The following is a 15,315-nucleotide window of genomic DNA, read 5'->3' as shown; positions in this document are numbered from 1 at the left end:
TGGAAAAGCCAGATGCATTGAATGTGCATCTGGCTTTTTTTACTTGGTATTAATTTTTTGTTCGCGATAAGTTCGGTTCAAAATAATAGAAACAATTATTACGATTAATGACACAACATAGACGGCTTTTAATCCACCTAAAAGGGCCTGCCTCAATTGCGGAATCGTATCTGCTGCTAAAGTTTTGGCATTTTCTGCGGAAACGATTTTGTTCATCATCCCTTGCGTCAAGCCAGGGTGCTTAGCTAAACCATGAGCTACTGAAGTATTAAAAGCAATACCGTAGATGGAAATCATCATGGTTTGACCTAGATACTTCATCAAAGTGTTAAACGAAGTAGCCACACCAATGTCGGATTTAGGCACCAATACTTGTGAACGAACCTGAGAGGCTGTTGTAATAACCCCAAATGCGGTTCCGTTAAAGGCTGCGACAATGCAAAATACCCAAAACGGCGTGTAAATTGGCACTAACAGCAACACCAAATCAGTGATCACTAATACACCTAACATATAGTCATAAGTCCTCTTAATGCCCCAACGGCCAAGCATCCAGCCTAGAATGAATGAACCAACAATCCACATCAGTGAACTTGGCGTAACGGCAAAACCTGCAAGAGAGGCATTCGTTCCGTTAATTCCCTGCATCCAAGTGGGAATATAGAATTCAAATCCGATAACTACCCCGCAGATCAGCAAAGTAATCAAATTCAATGCAAGGAACTCTCGATTTTTTAACATTGAGAGTGGCATTATCGGGTCCGTAGCGTGTTTTTCAGTCTTAAAGAAGGCAATTACCGATACCGCAACTAAAAGAGCTAAGACAGCCATTATTGCAATATTGGTATTCTCACCAAGATCTTGCAAAAAGAACATTAATGCCAATAACAAAATCACCAACCAGGTGGTTCCTTGCAAGTCTAACTTAGATTTGGCATTATGCTTCGGCTCTTTCAAATAGAAAATTACCAGCAAAAATGCAATAATTCCGATCGGTACATTAATGTAAAAGACCCAATGCCAAGATAAGTGTTGAACAATAAATCCACCTAATAATGGAGCAATTACTGAAGCTACTCCCCAAAAGCCAGAGTTAAGTCCTAAGAGTTTGGCACGTTTTTGCAAAGTATACAAATCGGCAATCAGCGTAATAGCAACTGGCTGAACTGCTCCTGAACCTAATCCTTGAATTGCTCTAAACACAATCAATTCAACCATGTTTTGAGCTAGGCCACACAATGACGATCCAATGACAAAAAGTGCAATTCCAAACAAAAAAACTGGCTTTCGCCCAATGCTATCAGCCAGTTTTCCATATAAAGGAGTTGACACGGCTGTCATCAAAAGAAAGATTGACACGACCCAGTTCATAATTTCCAATCCATTCAGATCAGAAACTATAGTTGGCATCGCGGTAGAAACAATTGTTCCTTCAACACCAGACATAAAAGTAGTCATAAAAATCGCAAGCGTGACAAGTGACACGTTTGTTTTCTTCATTTTTACTCCCTCTTTTTATTATTTATTGTTTTTGATGTAATCAAGTAAATCTTGAGTTTTATCGGTCTTTTCCCATGGCAAATCGACGTCTGTTCTGCCGAAGTGACCATATGCGGCAGTTTGTTCATAAATAGGACGACGCAAATCAAGCATCTTGATAATACCTGCTGGGCGAAGGTCGAAGACATGACGAACTGCTTCAGTCAAAAGATCATCGTCAACCTTACCAGTACCTGCAGTATCGATCATAATTGATACTGGGTGAGCCACACCAATAGCGTAAGCCAATTGAACTTCACAGCGATATGCAAGACCTGCTGCCACAATATTTTTAGCAACATAACGAGCTGCATAACTAGCACTACGGTCAACCTTTGTTGGGTCCTTACCTGAGAAGGCACCACCACCGTGACGAGCATAACCACCGTAAGTATCAACGATAATCTTACGTCCAGTTAAACCAGAGTCACCCTTTGGTCCACCAATAACGAAACGCCCTGATGGGTTAATCAAGAACTTAGTCTTTTCATCCAAGTAACGAGCTGGAATAACTTCTTTAATTACTAAGTCAATCATAGCTCGACGAATTTCTTCGTTAGATACTTCCGCATCAGTTTGAGTAGAAATAACTACAGTATCAACGCGAAGTGGATTATTGTTTTCGTCGTATTCAACTGTAACTTGTGCTTTAGCATCTGGGCGAAGCCAGTCTAAGGCATGATCCTTTCTTAATGAAGCAACACGTCTCATTAAGCGGTGAGCAAGTGAGATTGGTAAAGGCATTAATTCTGGTGTTTCCTTAATAGCAAAACCAAACATTAAACCTTGATCACCTGCACCAATTTGATCCAATTCGTCTTGATCAGACTCATTTTCTCTTGTTTCAAGTGAATGATCTACACCACCTGCAATATCAGGTGATTGTTCATCGATATCCACCATGACAGCACAGTTGTTGCCGTCAAAACCTAATTCAGGACGATCATAACCAATTCTCAAGATGGTCTTACGTACTACGTCTTGAATATCAACATAAGCACTAGTTGAGATCTCTCCGAAGACAAAAACCATACCTGTAGTTACGATCGTTTCACATGCTACGTGTGAATTAGGATCTTTTTCCAACATTGCATCCAGAATAGCATCTGAAATTTGATCAGCAACTTTATCTGGGTGTCCTTCAGAAACTGATTCTGAAGTAAACAAATGTCTTTCCATAATAGTCCCCCTATATAGACATTAGCTATTCGGTTACAAGGCATCTTCACTAATAATAGTGAATCCTTTCAGGACTTGAACCGATAAAATTATTTTGTTCGTTCTTTTTGCATAAAAAAAGACTACCGTCTCCGCGGTAGTCCCGAACAATGGAGGATACAGGGCTCGAACCTGTGACCTCCTGCTTGTAAGGCAGATGCTCTCCCAGCTGAGCTAATCCTCCATAAGTGACCCGTACGGGATTTGAACCCATGTTACGGCCGTGAAAGGGCCGTGTCTTAACCACTTGACCAACGGGTCATATCTCTTAATCAAGAGCGCTTTATTATAATAACTAAATCAGTTTTAAAAGTCAAGAACTTTTTTAACTTTTTTATTTTTTAGTTATCTGAGTGACATCTCAATCACGACGTTTATTATATTACTAGATATCCATAATTTATGCAAGGGTTATTTTGAAAAAATTTGAAATAATTTTTGATAATTGCTTTTCATCCAGTGATAATAGCTCACACCATTAGGCATCGTCTCCCGTACATCAAGTACTGGCACATCTGAGCGCTTAGCCAAGTTAACCATATTATTAACCGTACTGCTTGATGCTTGAATATTATTAACAAAGAAGGCAATTTTTCTTTGTTTAATATCCATTTGCATCTTGTGGACCACTTTTGCATTAGGATCTGTTTCATTTTCCACAGCCTCTTCAAAAGCGTGATTTCCAATCTTAAAATGGCACCGCTCTAAAGCATAATCAAATACTGGCTCACTTACATAAACCGGCTTTGCTTTTTGTCCATCTATTTTATCCGCTAACTTCTTTATTGTAGTTATTTTGTTCAAATACATTTTGGCATTATTTTTAAAGTAAGGTGCGTGCTTGGGATCAATTTGACTAGCTTTTTTAACAAGATAGGCAACATATTTTTGTGGCATATCCAGGTTATACCAAATATGAGGATTATCTCCCTGTTTTAGCCCCATAAGCTGCTCTCCCACTTTAGTAACGTGAATATCATTAGCATTAGCTAAATTGGTCATCCAGCTGTCATATCCTAAGCCATTTGCTATCACAATATTGGCATTCGCTACTTTTTTAGCGGAACCAGTAGTAGGTTCAAAATCATGAGGATCTGTATCTCCATTGTTAATAACTGCCTCTACTTTGCCATGCTTACCTACAATATTTTTAGCAATATTGGCATAAATATTAGTTGATGTGACAATATCGACTTGGTGTTTTCTAGTATTTTCATCTTTTTTGGTTGAACAAGCTGATAAACAAAACAGTAAAACTACTATTAACAAAGATGAAAATATAAATGTTTTCTTATTTTTCATTTAAATACCTCTTGTTAATTATTATAAGGTAAGAAAAAAGAGATCATAACGAATATGATCTCTTTTTTTCATTTATCTACGGAGTGTGAGGGATTTGAACCCTCGATACAGGTATAAGCCCGTATACATGATTTCCAATCATGCTCCTTAAGCCACTCGGACAACACTCCATACAAAAGTACTCCGGCTGTCAGACTCGAACTGACGACATCTTGATTAACAGTCAAGCGCTCTACCAACTGAGCTAAGCCGGAATATTAAAAAAGAGCACGACAGCTTCCTTTCCTCGCAGGCAGTTGCCCACCAACTACTTTCGGCGTTAAGAAGCTTAACTTCTGTGTTCGGCATGGGAACAGGTGTATCCTTCTTGCTTTCGCCACCGTACTCTTTTGAGCTACTACGCTCAAAACTAAACATAATCTTTCGCAAAAAACCTTCTTCTGATTGCTTGGCCTTTGGTCAAGTCCTCGACTGATTAGTACTGGTCCGCTCCATTCTTCACAGAACTTCCACTCCCAGCCTATCTACCTCATCGTCTTTGAGGTGTCTTACTGCTTGCGCAAAGGAAATCTCATCTTGAGGGGGGCTTCGCACTTAGATGCTTTCAGCGCTTATCCCTTCCGCACATAGCTACCCAGCGATGCTCCTGGCGGAACAACTGGTACACCAGCGGTGCGTCCATCCCGGTCCTCTCGTACTAAGGACAGCTCCTCTCAAATTTCCTACGCCCACGACGGATAGGGACCGAACTGTCTCACGACGTTCTGAACCCAGCTCGCGTGCCGCTTTAATGGGCGAACAGCCCAACCCTTGGGACCGACTACAGCCCCAGGATGCGACGAGCCGACATCGAGGTGCCAAACCTCCCCGTCGATGTGAACTCTTGGGGGAGATAAGCCTGTTATCCCCAGGGTAGCTTTTATCCGTTGAGTGATGGCCCTTCCATGCGGTACCACCAGATCACTAAGTCCTAGTTTCCTACCTGCTCGAGCTGTTTCTCTCGCAGTCAAGCTCCCTTATACCTTTACACTCTGCGAATGATTTCCAACCATTCTGAGGGAACCTTTGAGCGCCTCCGTTACACTTTAGGAGGCGACCGCCCCAGTCAAACTGCCCACCTGACACTGTCCCTGGCCTGGCTTACAGGTCGAGGTTAGAGCATCCTTCAAACAAGGGTAGTATCCCAACATTGCCTCCAGCAAAACTAGCGTCCTGCTTTCCTTGGCTCCTACCTATCCTGTACATGTTTAAAAGATACTCAATATCAAGCTACAGTGAAGCTCCATGGGGTCTTTCCGTCCTGTCGCGGGTAACCCGCATCTTCACGGGTATTATAATTTCACCGAGTCTCTCGTTGAGACAGTGCCCAAATCATTACACCTTTCGTGCAGGTCGGAACTTACCCGACAAGGAATTTCGCTACCTTAGGACCGTTATAGTTACGGCCGCCGTTTACTGGGGCTTCAATTCAAACCTTCGCTTGCGCTAAGCTCTCCTCTTAACCTTCCAGCACCGGGCAGGTGTCAGCCTCTATACGTCATCTTACGATTTTGCAGAGACCTGTGTTTTTGATAAACAGTTGTTTGGGCCTATTCACTGCGGCTAACCATTCTCATGGCCAGCACCCCTTCTTCCGAAGTTACGGGGTCATTTTGCCGAGTTCCTTAACGAGAGTTCTCTCGCTCACCTTAGTGTTCTCCACTCGACTACCTGTGTCGGTTTGCGGTACGGGTATGTTCTCTCTGGCTAGAAGCTTTTCTTGGCAGTGTGACTACCACACCTTCGCTACTTTTATTTCGCTCCTCATCACGACTCGTGTTGCTGGTTAGAAGCATTTGACTCTTAACCGCACTTGTCGCTTGAACATCGTTCCATCGCGATGCGTGCTTCACCTCCTGCGTCCCTCCTTCGCTCTTAACGATTGAACACAGTACAGGAATCTCTACCTGTTATCCATCGACTACGCCTTTCGGCCTTGCCTTAGGTCCCGACTTACCCTGGGCGGACGAGCCTGCCCCAGGAAACCTTAGTCTTTCGGCGGATAGGATTCTCACCTATCTTTCGCTACTCATACCGGCATTCTCACTTCTAAGCGCTCCAATTATCCTCTCGGTTAACCTTCGCCGCACTTAGAACGCTCTCCTACCACGTACTTACGTACATCCACAGTTTCGGTACTATGCTTAGCCCCGGTAAATTTTCGGCGCAGCGTCACTCGACTAGTGAGCTATTACGCACTCTTTGAATGATGGCTGCTTCTGAGCCAACGTCCTAGTTGTCTGCGCAACTCCACATCCTTTTCCACTTAGCATAGATTTTGGGACCTTAACTGGTGATCTGGGCTGTTTCCCTTTCGACTACGGATCTTATCACTCGCAGTCTGACTCCCGTGTATGGATATCTGGAATTCGCAGTTTATCTGGATTCAGTAACCCCTGACGGGCCCCTAGTCCAAACAGAGCTCTACCTCCATTATCCTCTCCACGAGGCTAGCCCTAAAGCTATTTCGGAGAGAACCAGCTATCTCCAAGTTCGTTTGGAATTTCACCGCTACCCACAACTCATCCCCGCAATTTTTAACTTACGTGGGTTCGGCCCTCCAGCGCGTTTTACCACGCCTTCAGCCTGGTCATGGGTAGGTCACTTGGTTTCGGGTCTACGTCACCTAACTTCTCGCCCTATTCAGACTCGCTTTCGCTCCGGCTCCGTCTTTTCTGACTTAACCTCGCTAGATAACGTAACTCGCCGGTTCATTCTACAAAAGGCACGCCATTGCACTTTAATGTGCTTTGACTACTTGTAGACACACGGTTTCAGGTTCTATTTCACTCCCCTTCCGGGGTTCTTTTCACCTTTCCCTCACGGTACTGGTTCACTATCGGTCACTAATTAGTATTTAGCCTTGCGAGATGGTCCTCGCGGTTTCAACCGGGATTTCTCGTGTCCCGGCCTACTCAGGATTCTGCTAGGCGCGCTTGCAATTTCGCTTACGGGGCTCTCACCCTCTCTGGCTTACCTTCCCAGATAATTCTGCTATCGCTCACGCTGCCACGTCGCAGTCCTACAACCCCAAATGATAAATCACTTGGTTTGGGCTCTTTCCTCTTCGCTCGCCGCTACTAAGGAAATCGATTTTTCTTTCTCTTCCTGCAGCTACTTAGATGTTTCAGTTCACTGCGTATTCCTTTGATTGACTATCTATTCATCAACCAATAATGCATCGCTGCATTGGGTTCCCCCATTCGGACATCTCCGGATCACTGCGTACTTACCGCTCCCCGAAGCTTTTCGTAGTTCGTCACGTCCTTCATCGGCTTTTAGTGCCTAGGCATTCACCGTGCGCCCTTTTCTACTTGACCTTACTCAAGAATTCTCTTCTCGGTCGCCTTACAATCTGTTCTCTTTGATTTTCTCGGTTTTTTACTTGGATTATATTCAGTTTTCAATGTACTAGCTCTTTGACCCTTTCGGATCAATGGAGGCTAACGGGTTCGAACCGATGACCTCCTGCGTGCAAAGCAGGTGCTCTCCCAACTGAGCTAAGCCCCCAAGTCTTTTATTTCAGCCAGACATAACTTTATCGCTTTTTAGCCGTTATGTCAATGGGCCTAAATGGACTTGAACCATCGACCTCACGCTTATCAGGCGTGCGCTCTAAACCAGCTGAGCTATAGGCCCGACTAACGCTTGGTGTTTTTATTTAAATCTTTGAGGTACTACCCTCAAAACTAAACAAAGTTTCTCAGTGTGCTTCCGCTTGCTTTTGTGACTTCTCTTAGTATCTCTACTCTCCATCACTTCAGCTTCCTTAGAAAGGAGGTGATCCAGCCGCAGGTTCTCCTACGGCTACCTTGTTACGACTTCACCCCAGTCATCTGCCCTGCCTTAGACGGCTCCTTCCCGAAGGTTAGGCCACCGGCTTTGGGCATTGCAGACTTCCATGGTGTGACGGGCGGTGTGTACAAGGCCCGGGAACGTATTCACCGCGGCGTTCTGATCCGCGATTACTAGCGATTCCAGCTTCGTGCAGTCGAGTTGCAGACTGCAGTCCGAACTGAGAACAGCTTTCAGAGATTCGCTTGCCTTCGCAGGCTCGCTTCTCGTTGTACTGCCCATTGTAGCACGTGTGTAGCCCAGGTCATAAGGGGCATGATGACTTGACGTCATCCCCACCTTCCTCCGGTTTGTCACCGGCAGTCTCATTAGAGTGCCCAACTTAATGCTGGCAACTAATAATAAGGGTTGCGCTCGTTGCGGGACTTAACCCAACATCTCACGACACGAGCTGACGACAGCCATGCACCACCTGTCTTAGCGTCCCCGAAGGGAACTCCTAATCTCTTAGGATGGCACTAGATGTCAAGACCTGGTAAGGTTCTTCGCGTTGCTTCGAATTAAACCACATGCTCCACCGCTTGTGCGGGCCCCCGTCAATTCCTTTGAGTTTCAACCTTGCGGTCGTACTCCCCAGGCGGAGTGCTTAATGCGTTAGCTGCAGCACTGAGAGGCGGAAACCTCCCAACACTTAGCACTCATCGTTTACGGCATGGACTACCAGGGTATCTAATCCTGTTCGCTACCCATGCTTTCGAGCCTCAGCGTCAGTTGCAGACCAGAGAGCCGCCTTCGCCACTGGTGTTCTTCCATATATCTACGCATTCCACCGCTACACATGGAGTTCCACTCTCCTCTTCTGCACTCAAGAAAAACAGTTTCCGATGCAATTCCTCGGTTAAGCCGAGGGCTTTCACATCAGACTTATTCTTCCGCCTGCGCTCGCTTTACGCCCAATAAATCCAGACAACGCTTGCCACCTACGTATTACCGCGGCTGCTGGCACGTAGTTAGCCGTGACTTTCTGGTTGATTACCGTCAAATAAAGGCCAGTTACTACCTCTATCCTTCTTCACCAACAACAGAGCTTTACGATCCGAAAACCTTCTTCACTCACGCGGCGTTGCTCCATCAGACTTGCGTCCATTGTGGAAGATTCCCTACTGCTGCCTCCCGTAGGAGTTTGGGCCGTGTCTCAGTCCCAATGTGGCCGTTCAGTCTCTCAACTCGGCTATGCATCATTGCCTTGGTAAGCCGTTACCTTACCAACTAGCTAATGCACCGCGGGGCCATCCCATAGCGACAGCTTACGCCGCCTTTTATAAGCTGATCATGCGATCTGCTTTATTATCCGGTATTAGCACCTGTTTCCAAGTGGTATCCTAGACTATGGGGCAGGTTCCCCACGTGTTACTCACCCATCCGCCGCTCGCGTCCCCAGCGTCATTACCGAAGTAAATCTGCTGGTTCTGCTCGCTCGACTTGCATGTATTAGGCACGCCGCCAGCGTTCGTCCTGAGCCAGGATCAAACTCTCATTTTGAAATTTAAGTTTGAATGATTGCTCATTCGATTATTTAAGATCTTTGTCTCAAATTTATTGCTTGCGAATTGACTTCGCTTCTTGTTTGGGTTTTTACACCCGCACACTTTTAGCGAAACTTTGTTCAGTTTTCAAAGTACTACCTCCGTCTGGCTGAACCAAACGGCTTTTATATTTTATCAAATTCATAATTCTTTGTCAAGAACTTTTTGAATTTGTTTTTTTGCCGCTCAAGCTCTCGCCTGACGACATTTAAATATATTACTCGTTTTGCTCTAACTTTGCAAGTCTTTTTTCAAAAACTTTTCTAAAGCTTGCGAGCTCTTCGTCATCTCTCAAGACGACTTTATTAATTTACCCTACTTTCTCTCTTTTGGCAAATCCTCTTTTTGTTCGCGTTATTGATGATACACATGGCTGTGTTGTAACACAATTGTTTTTATTCATTAACTTTTTTAGGGTTCGTTTTTCTTTTTCAATAAATAAATAGGTCATTTATCTTTGATTAGCGAACTTTGTGCTGCAAATATTTCTTTAAAAATTTTTCGAAAATATAAAAATAGCATCGCAATCTTGTGATTGCGATGCCTCTAAATACCATATTTGCGGTGAATTTCACGTTTTTGATCTCGTTCTTTGATTGTTTGACGCTTGTCGTATTCTTTTTTACCTTGTCCTACACCTATCAAAACTTTGGCAAAACCATGCTTCAAATAAACCTTTAATGGAATAATAGCTATTCCACGTTCAGACTGCGCCTTTGCAAGACGTGCAATTTCCTTTTTATGTAAAAGAAGACGTCTACTTCTCAAAGGATCATGATTATAACGATTTCCTTGTTTATATTCACTAATATGAACGTTCTCTAAATAAGCAGAGCCACCATAAATTTGAACATATCCATCACGCAAGTTTATTCTACGCGCACGAACAGATTTTATTTCAGTTCCAGTTAATGCAATTCCTGCTTCAACGGTCTCCTTAATAAAATAATCATGCCGCGCTTTTTTATTTTGCGCGATTAAATTATCATCTTTTTCTTTCTTCATTAAGAATCACTCCTAATGCTTAAAGTTTCTTTGATTTCTTCTATTTCCTTGGCCGTGATTGCGGCGATTGCCACGACTATTATAATTACCGCCACCGCGGTGCCCACGATTATTGTGGAATCCAAGATTCCCGTGACGACGATTGTTCATTCCTCGATCATTATGCTTCTTCTTAGGCGCATTAGGATCATAGACTTCAAAGTCTAATTGATGCTGTTCAACATTCGCATTAATCAAGGTAACCTTAATAGGCATCCCTATCTTATATTGCTTGTGCGTACCACGACCAGTTAACGTTAATGATTTTTCATTAAAGCTATAGAAGTCATCAGTTAAATTAGAGATGTGCACTAATCCTTCAACGGTATTAGGCAATTGAATGAACATACCAAAACTAGTGACTGATGAAACTACGGCATCAAAATGTTGACCAACTTGGTCTGCCATGTATTCAGTCATCTTCAAGTCATTTACTTCACGTTCAGTATCAATTGAACGACGTTCTTGGGTAGAAGTTTGTTCAGCAACATCTGGCAAATAACTAGCAAAATGTTTTTGCATATCTTCAGTAGTCCCGTTTTCTTGATATGCATGAATCATTCTATGAACCATCAAATCGGAATAACGTCTAATTGGTGAAGTAAAGTGAGTATAGTATTTAGCTGCTAAACCAAAGTGTCCTAATGCATCTTCAGAATAATGTGCTTGCTTTAAACTGCGCAGCATCATCATTTGAACTACAGCTTCTTCTGGTGTACCTGTAGTCTTAGATACAACTTTTTGTAAATCAAGTGGCTTAATGTTTTCTGGATCAGCATGAATATTTAAGCCAAATGCACTACAGAATTCAAAGAAGCTCTTAATTCTTTCAGCATCTGGAGTTTCGTGAACACGATACAAAAATGGAACGTGCTTTCTAAAGAAATCTTCAGCAACAGTTTCATTAGCCATCAGCATAAATGATTCAATCATCTTTTCGGCAGTACCACGTTCATGCAAAACGATGTCAGTTGGCTTGCCTTGATCATCGACAATAATTTTTGCCTCAGGTGCTTCAAAGTCAATTGCACCGCGCTTATGCCGTTGCTTGTATAAAATAGCATGCAAATCGGCCATTTCTTCAAGCATTGGACGTAATTTTACATACTTGTCTTCTAGACCATCCATCTCGCCCTTAAGAGTCTTGTTAACCTTGTTATAAGTCATACGGCCGTGTGAGCGCATAACAGAAGGATAAATCCTGTAGCCTACTCTCTTACCCTCTGGTGTAATTTCCATATCACAGGACAAAACAAGACGGTCTACGCCTTCATTTAATGAACAAATACCATTTGAAAGTCTAAATGGCAACATTGGAATAACTCGGTCTACCAAGTATGTACTATTGCCACGAGCAAATGCTTCTTCATTTAAAGGCGTATTTTCTTTTACATAGTGTGATACATCCGCGATGTGAACACCTAAATGATAATTTCCATTAGGTAATTTCCATAAAACAACGGCATCGTCAAAGTCCTTAGAATCATCCCCATCAATGGTTACTGCAGGTTGATCAGTAATATCAACTCTGCCCTTCTTTTCTTCTTCAGTAACATGATCAGGAATTGCATTTGCTTGAGCCATTGCATCTTCTGGCCAATCAGTACGAACATCATGGGCAGAAACAATTGACATAATATCAACGCCTGGATCATTCTTGTTACCAATGATCTTAGTAACTGCACCAGTCATTGATTCAGGATAATCTTCTTCAGGATAATCCTTGATAGATACCCTTACCATGTCTCCCATTTGTGGAATAAGTCCATTTTCAGTCAAATAGACACGGTATTTATGCAATTTCTTGTTATTGCTCAAAGCGTAGCCGATAAAAGGACTGATTTTTCTTTGTTCATCAGTTAATGGGTGAAATTCACCGACTAAGCTTTCAAGACTACGTTTTAGGATCTCTTCGATTCGACCTTCTGACCCTTTGCCATTCCAAGGATTACCGTCAGCTACGATCTTTACCTTTACTCGGTCACCATCAACGGCATACTTGGTATAATCAGCTGCGATAAAAACATCATCAACATTTTCATCGTCTAACTTTACAAAACCAAAGCCCTTGTCATTAGCCTTAAAGATACCTTCAACAATTGTGTTGGCTTGAGCCAATTGATATTGTCCCTTGCCATCAGTAATAATTTTATTTGCATGTTCTAAGAAAGAAAGAGCCTTAATTAATTCTGTAAAATTACCCAATCTTTCATGACGCGCTTCTCGTTCAATTTGATCTACGCGAAATTGTTTTTGTGGATTATGGCGAAAAATTTCTAAAACACCGGCCAAAATTTTTTTGTTTTGTGCCATGTAATTAATCTCCAATCTTTTAATATAAATATAAAAAAAGCCTCCCCATCACTTTTGATCGGGAGGTACAAAATTTATTTTGTAGACATATAAGCTAGAATAATAGCAAAGACGAAAAAGAGAACCAATAAAACTGCGGTTACTTTTTCCATAAATGCCTCAAAACCACGTTTTTTGGTTTGACCACTAAAAACGGCACCGCCAGATAAGGCGTTCAATGCATCTTGTTGTTTTTGTGGCTGCATCATTGTTGCAATAACGATCAAGATTGAAACAATGATTAGTAGCGTCATAATTAAATTATACAATGCGCTGCCTCCAATACACACATACACTTACCTATTCATTTTATCACAGATTGCTTATTTTTGCAGTTATTTTTTGAGCTCTGGAGCATCGGTCTTAAAATCTTTTTGCGTTGATTTTTTATGATTTTGATACCAGAGCGATGTCTTACTTGGATCATCAAACAACTTCTTCAAAGAAGCTGCTTTGTTATAATCATAATCCTTTGGCTTCACCTTAGTAAACCACTTTGGACGATAAAAGCGGAGCAAATTACCATCAATTACACGATCAGACAAGGAGAGCTGAGTTGTTACCTTGTTAGAAATAGCGGTTAATTTTGCCTTCAATTTCTTATCTGGTTTAATTCTTTCTCCAGTCTTAATGTAGTAATAATCACTACCAACTTTAGAATATTCTGGAGTAATAAAGTCACCGTTTCGTTGAGCAACAATTTGCGGTGCATCCTTGCTAAGCAAATCGTAACCAAATTGAATAGTATCTTTATCCTTGATGCCTAATAAATTCAACAGGGTTGGCAAAACATCAATTTCACCACCATAAGTATGATTAATGCCGCCCTTCAAGCCCTTCATATGGAACATCAACGGAACTCGTTGGAACTGCAGATTATCAAAATCACTGAATGAATCTTTTTTAAGCAATTCAGCACTTGCCTTATGGTGATTACCAGAAATACCATAGTGGTCACCATAGAAGACAAGCAAAGTCTTCTTATCAAGCCCCGTCTTTTTCATCCAACGCATTAATTCACCAATGGCTTGATCAAGATAATGCGCAGTTTGGACATATCCATCTACAGTTTCATCCCCTGTATTGGTCTTATCAATTGATTGATTCTTTTTATCCAAATTATATGGATAGTGGTTAGTCACCGTAATCATTTTCAAATAAAATGGCTGCGGTAAGCGTTCAATGTACTTAATTGACTGATCAAAGAAGATCTTATCTTTCAAGCCATAACCAATATAATAGCCTGGCTTATTTTTGTAGAAAGAAAGTGGCATAAAGTATTGATAGCCAAATGACTTATAAGCATTATCTCTATTCCAAAATGATCCTGCACCACCATGCATTACGGCAGTCGTATAACCGGCTTGCTGATGCAAAATAGCTGGTGCACTTTCAAAGGTATTAGAAGTGCCATAAGTCGACATAGCTGAACCTGATTGCAATCCAAATAATGAATTTTCCAACATCATTTCAGCATCAGAAGTTTTCCCCTGACCAACTTGATTAAAGAAATTATCAAAGCTGATCGTATCTTTTTGATGATAGATTTTATTTAAGTTAGGAGTTACTTCTTTGCCCTTCCATTTGTAGCCGATTAAAAATTGTTGGAAACTCTCTAAGTGAATTACCAAAACATTTTTTCCTTTAGCTACACCATTATAAGCTGGATTCGGCTTTACATAGTTTGACTTCAAATATTCTCTAACCGAACGCAGGTCAGATACATTAGCCTTAGCCATCTGCGCGTTCGTTTGAGCTGTCTTATAGCCATCATAAATAGCATATTCATTAATGCCCAGATACTTAACAATATAATTATTATCAAAAGTTCTAGTTAAAAGACCTGAACGATCTTTTTGTGCCATTAACAAATTGAGCCCCATCAAACTGAGAGCCAATAATTCAACTAGTAAATTGACTTTAAGCTTTAGTGGACGCACATCTATTTTGATGACCTTAGTAATTAATAAAACAATAATTGCTGCAATATCAATAAAGACTAAGAAATCACTAGCTAGCGTAATTCCCGCAATACTTTTTCCTAAATTATCTGAAGTTGAGCCTGAAGTCTTAATAATCGAAAAAGACAAGAAATTCGAAAACTCACGATAATAAAGTATATTTGCAAAAAGCCACAGCGTTAATAAAAAGTCTATCGCTAAAATAATCCAGTACGATTTTCGCCCTTTGAATAAGCCAATACCTAACAAGAGCATCCCTGATGGTATAGGGTTAATCAAAAGCAAAAACTGCTGCATTGGACCAACCGCGCCCAAATTAAACTTTGTTAAATATATAAAATATGTTTTTAGCCAAAACAGTACTAAAACAATCGTAAAAAAGCCAAGTTTAGTTTGCGTTAGCCATTTAAAAAAAGACTTGGTACGTTCCATTGCTTTCTCCTCTCATTACGATATTTTATCTTACTACGGATTTAAGC

General features: G+C 41.6%; 7 protein-coding genes, 6 tRNA genes, 3 rRNA genes and 1 riboswitch. All 16 genes read right to left on the bottom strand.

Annotation, left to right across the window (positions count from 1 at the left end; genetic code table 11):
• Positions 1–39 precede the first annotated feature (39 nt).
• Positions 40–1,500, bottom strand: coding sequence for an MDR family MFS transporter (locus AADV52_RS00250; RefSeq protein ID WP_014918354.1), 1,461 nt, complete (start codon positions 1,498–1,500; stop codon positions 40–42).
• Between the two features lie 18 nt (positions 1,501–1,518).
• Positions 1,519–2,718 carry a methionine adenosyltransferase gene (gene metK / locus AADV52_RS00245; protein ID WP_014918353.1) on the bottom strand — a complete coding sequence of 400 codons (1,200 nt, stop codon included), beginning with the start codon at positions 2,716–2,718 and terminating at the stop codon, positions 1,519–1,521.
• Positions 2,716–2,804, bottom strand: a riboswitch (SMK box riboswitch). It overlaps the preceding gene by 3 nt.
• 64 nt (positions 2,805–2,868) lie before the next feature.
• Positions 2,869–2,941: transfer RNA gene (locus AADV52_RS00240), tRNA-Val, on the bottom strand.
• Positions 2,942–2,946: 5 nt separating this feature from the next.
• Positions 2,947–3,018 (bottom strand) — tRNA-Glu (locus AADV52_RS00235).
• Between the two features lie 150 nt (positions 3,019–3,168).
• Positions 3,169–4,059, bottom strand: a complete 891-nt coding sequence (locus AADV52_RS00230) for a metal ABC transporter solute-binding protein, Zn/Mn family (RefSeq protein WP_014918352.1) — start codon at positions 4,057–4,059, stop codon at positions 3,169–3,171.
• A gap of 79 nt (positions 4,060–4,138) precedes the next feature.
• Positions 4,139–4,229 (bottom strand) — tRNA-Ser (locus tag AADV52_RS00225).
• A gap of 11 nt (positions 4,230–4,240) precedes the next feature.
• Positions 4,241–4,313, bottom strand: a tRNA-Asn gene (locus tag AADV52_RS00220).
• Positions 4,314–4,326: 13 nt separating this feature from the next.
• Positions 4,327–4,443 (bottom strand): 5S ribosomal RNA (gene rrf, locus AADV52_RS00215).
• Between the two features lie 71 nt (positions 4,444–4,514).
• A 23S ribosomal RNA gene (locus AADV52_RS00210) occupies positions 4,515–7,418 on the bottom strand.
• A 117-nt stretch (positions 7,419–7,535) separates the two neighbouring features.
• A tRNA-Ala gene (locus AADV52_RS00205) sits at positions 7,536–7,608 on the bottom strand.
• Positions 7,609–7,662: 54 nt separating this feature from the next.
• Positions 7,663–7,737 (bottom strand) — tRNA-Ile (locus AADV52_RS00200).
• A 134-nt stretch (positions 7,738–7,871) separates the two neighbouring features.
• Positions 7,872–9,435: ribosomal RNA gene (locus AADV52_RS00195) — 16S ribosomal RNA — on the bottom strand.
• The 16S, 23S and 5S rRNA genes sit together here with 4 tRNA genes alongside, the layout of an rRNA operon.
• A 590-nt stretch (positions 9,436–10,025) precedes the next feature.
• Entirely contained in the window at positions 10,026–10,484 is a 459-nt protein-coding gene (smpB, locus tag AADV52_RS00190) for an SsrA-binding protein SmpB (protein WP_014918351.1), read from the bottom strand.
• A 12-nt stretch (positions 10,485–10,496) separates the two neighbouring features.
• Positions 10,497–12,836, bottom strand: a complete 2,340-nt coding sequence (gene rnr / locus AADV52_RS00185; RefSeq protein WP_014918350.1) for a ribonuclease R — start codon at positions 12,834–12,836, stop codon at positions 10,497–10,499.
• Positions 12,837–12,910: 74 nt separating this feature from the next.
• Positions 12,911–13,144: a preprotein translocase subunit SecG gene (gene secG / locus AADV52_RS00180; RefSeq protein ID WP_003632304.1), complete on the bottom strand. Its 234-nt coding sequence runs from the start codon at positions 13,142–13,144 to the stop codon at positions 12,911–12,913.
• A 66-nt stretch (positions 13,145–13,210) separates the two neighbouring features.
• Positions 13,211–15,268, bottom strand: a complete 2,058-nt coding sequence (locus AADV52_RS00175) for an LTA synthase family protein (protein ID WP_014918349.1) — start codon at positions 15,266–15,268, stop codon at positions 13,211–13,213.
• Positions 15,269–15,315 lie beyond the last annotated feature (47 nt).

This window comes from Lactobacillus helveticus (assembly GCF_046109915.1).
GTDB classification, from domain to species: domain Bacteria; phylum Bacillota; class Bacilli; order Lactobacillales; family Lactobacillaceae; genus Lactobacillus; species Lactobacillus helveticus.
This window is presented reverse-complemented; position numbering and strand designations above follow the sequence as displayed.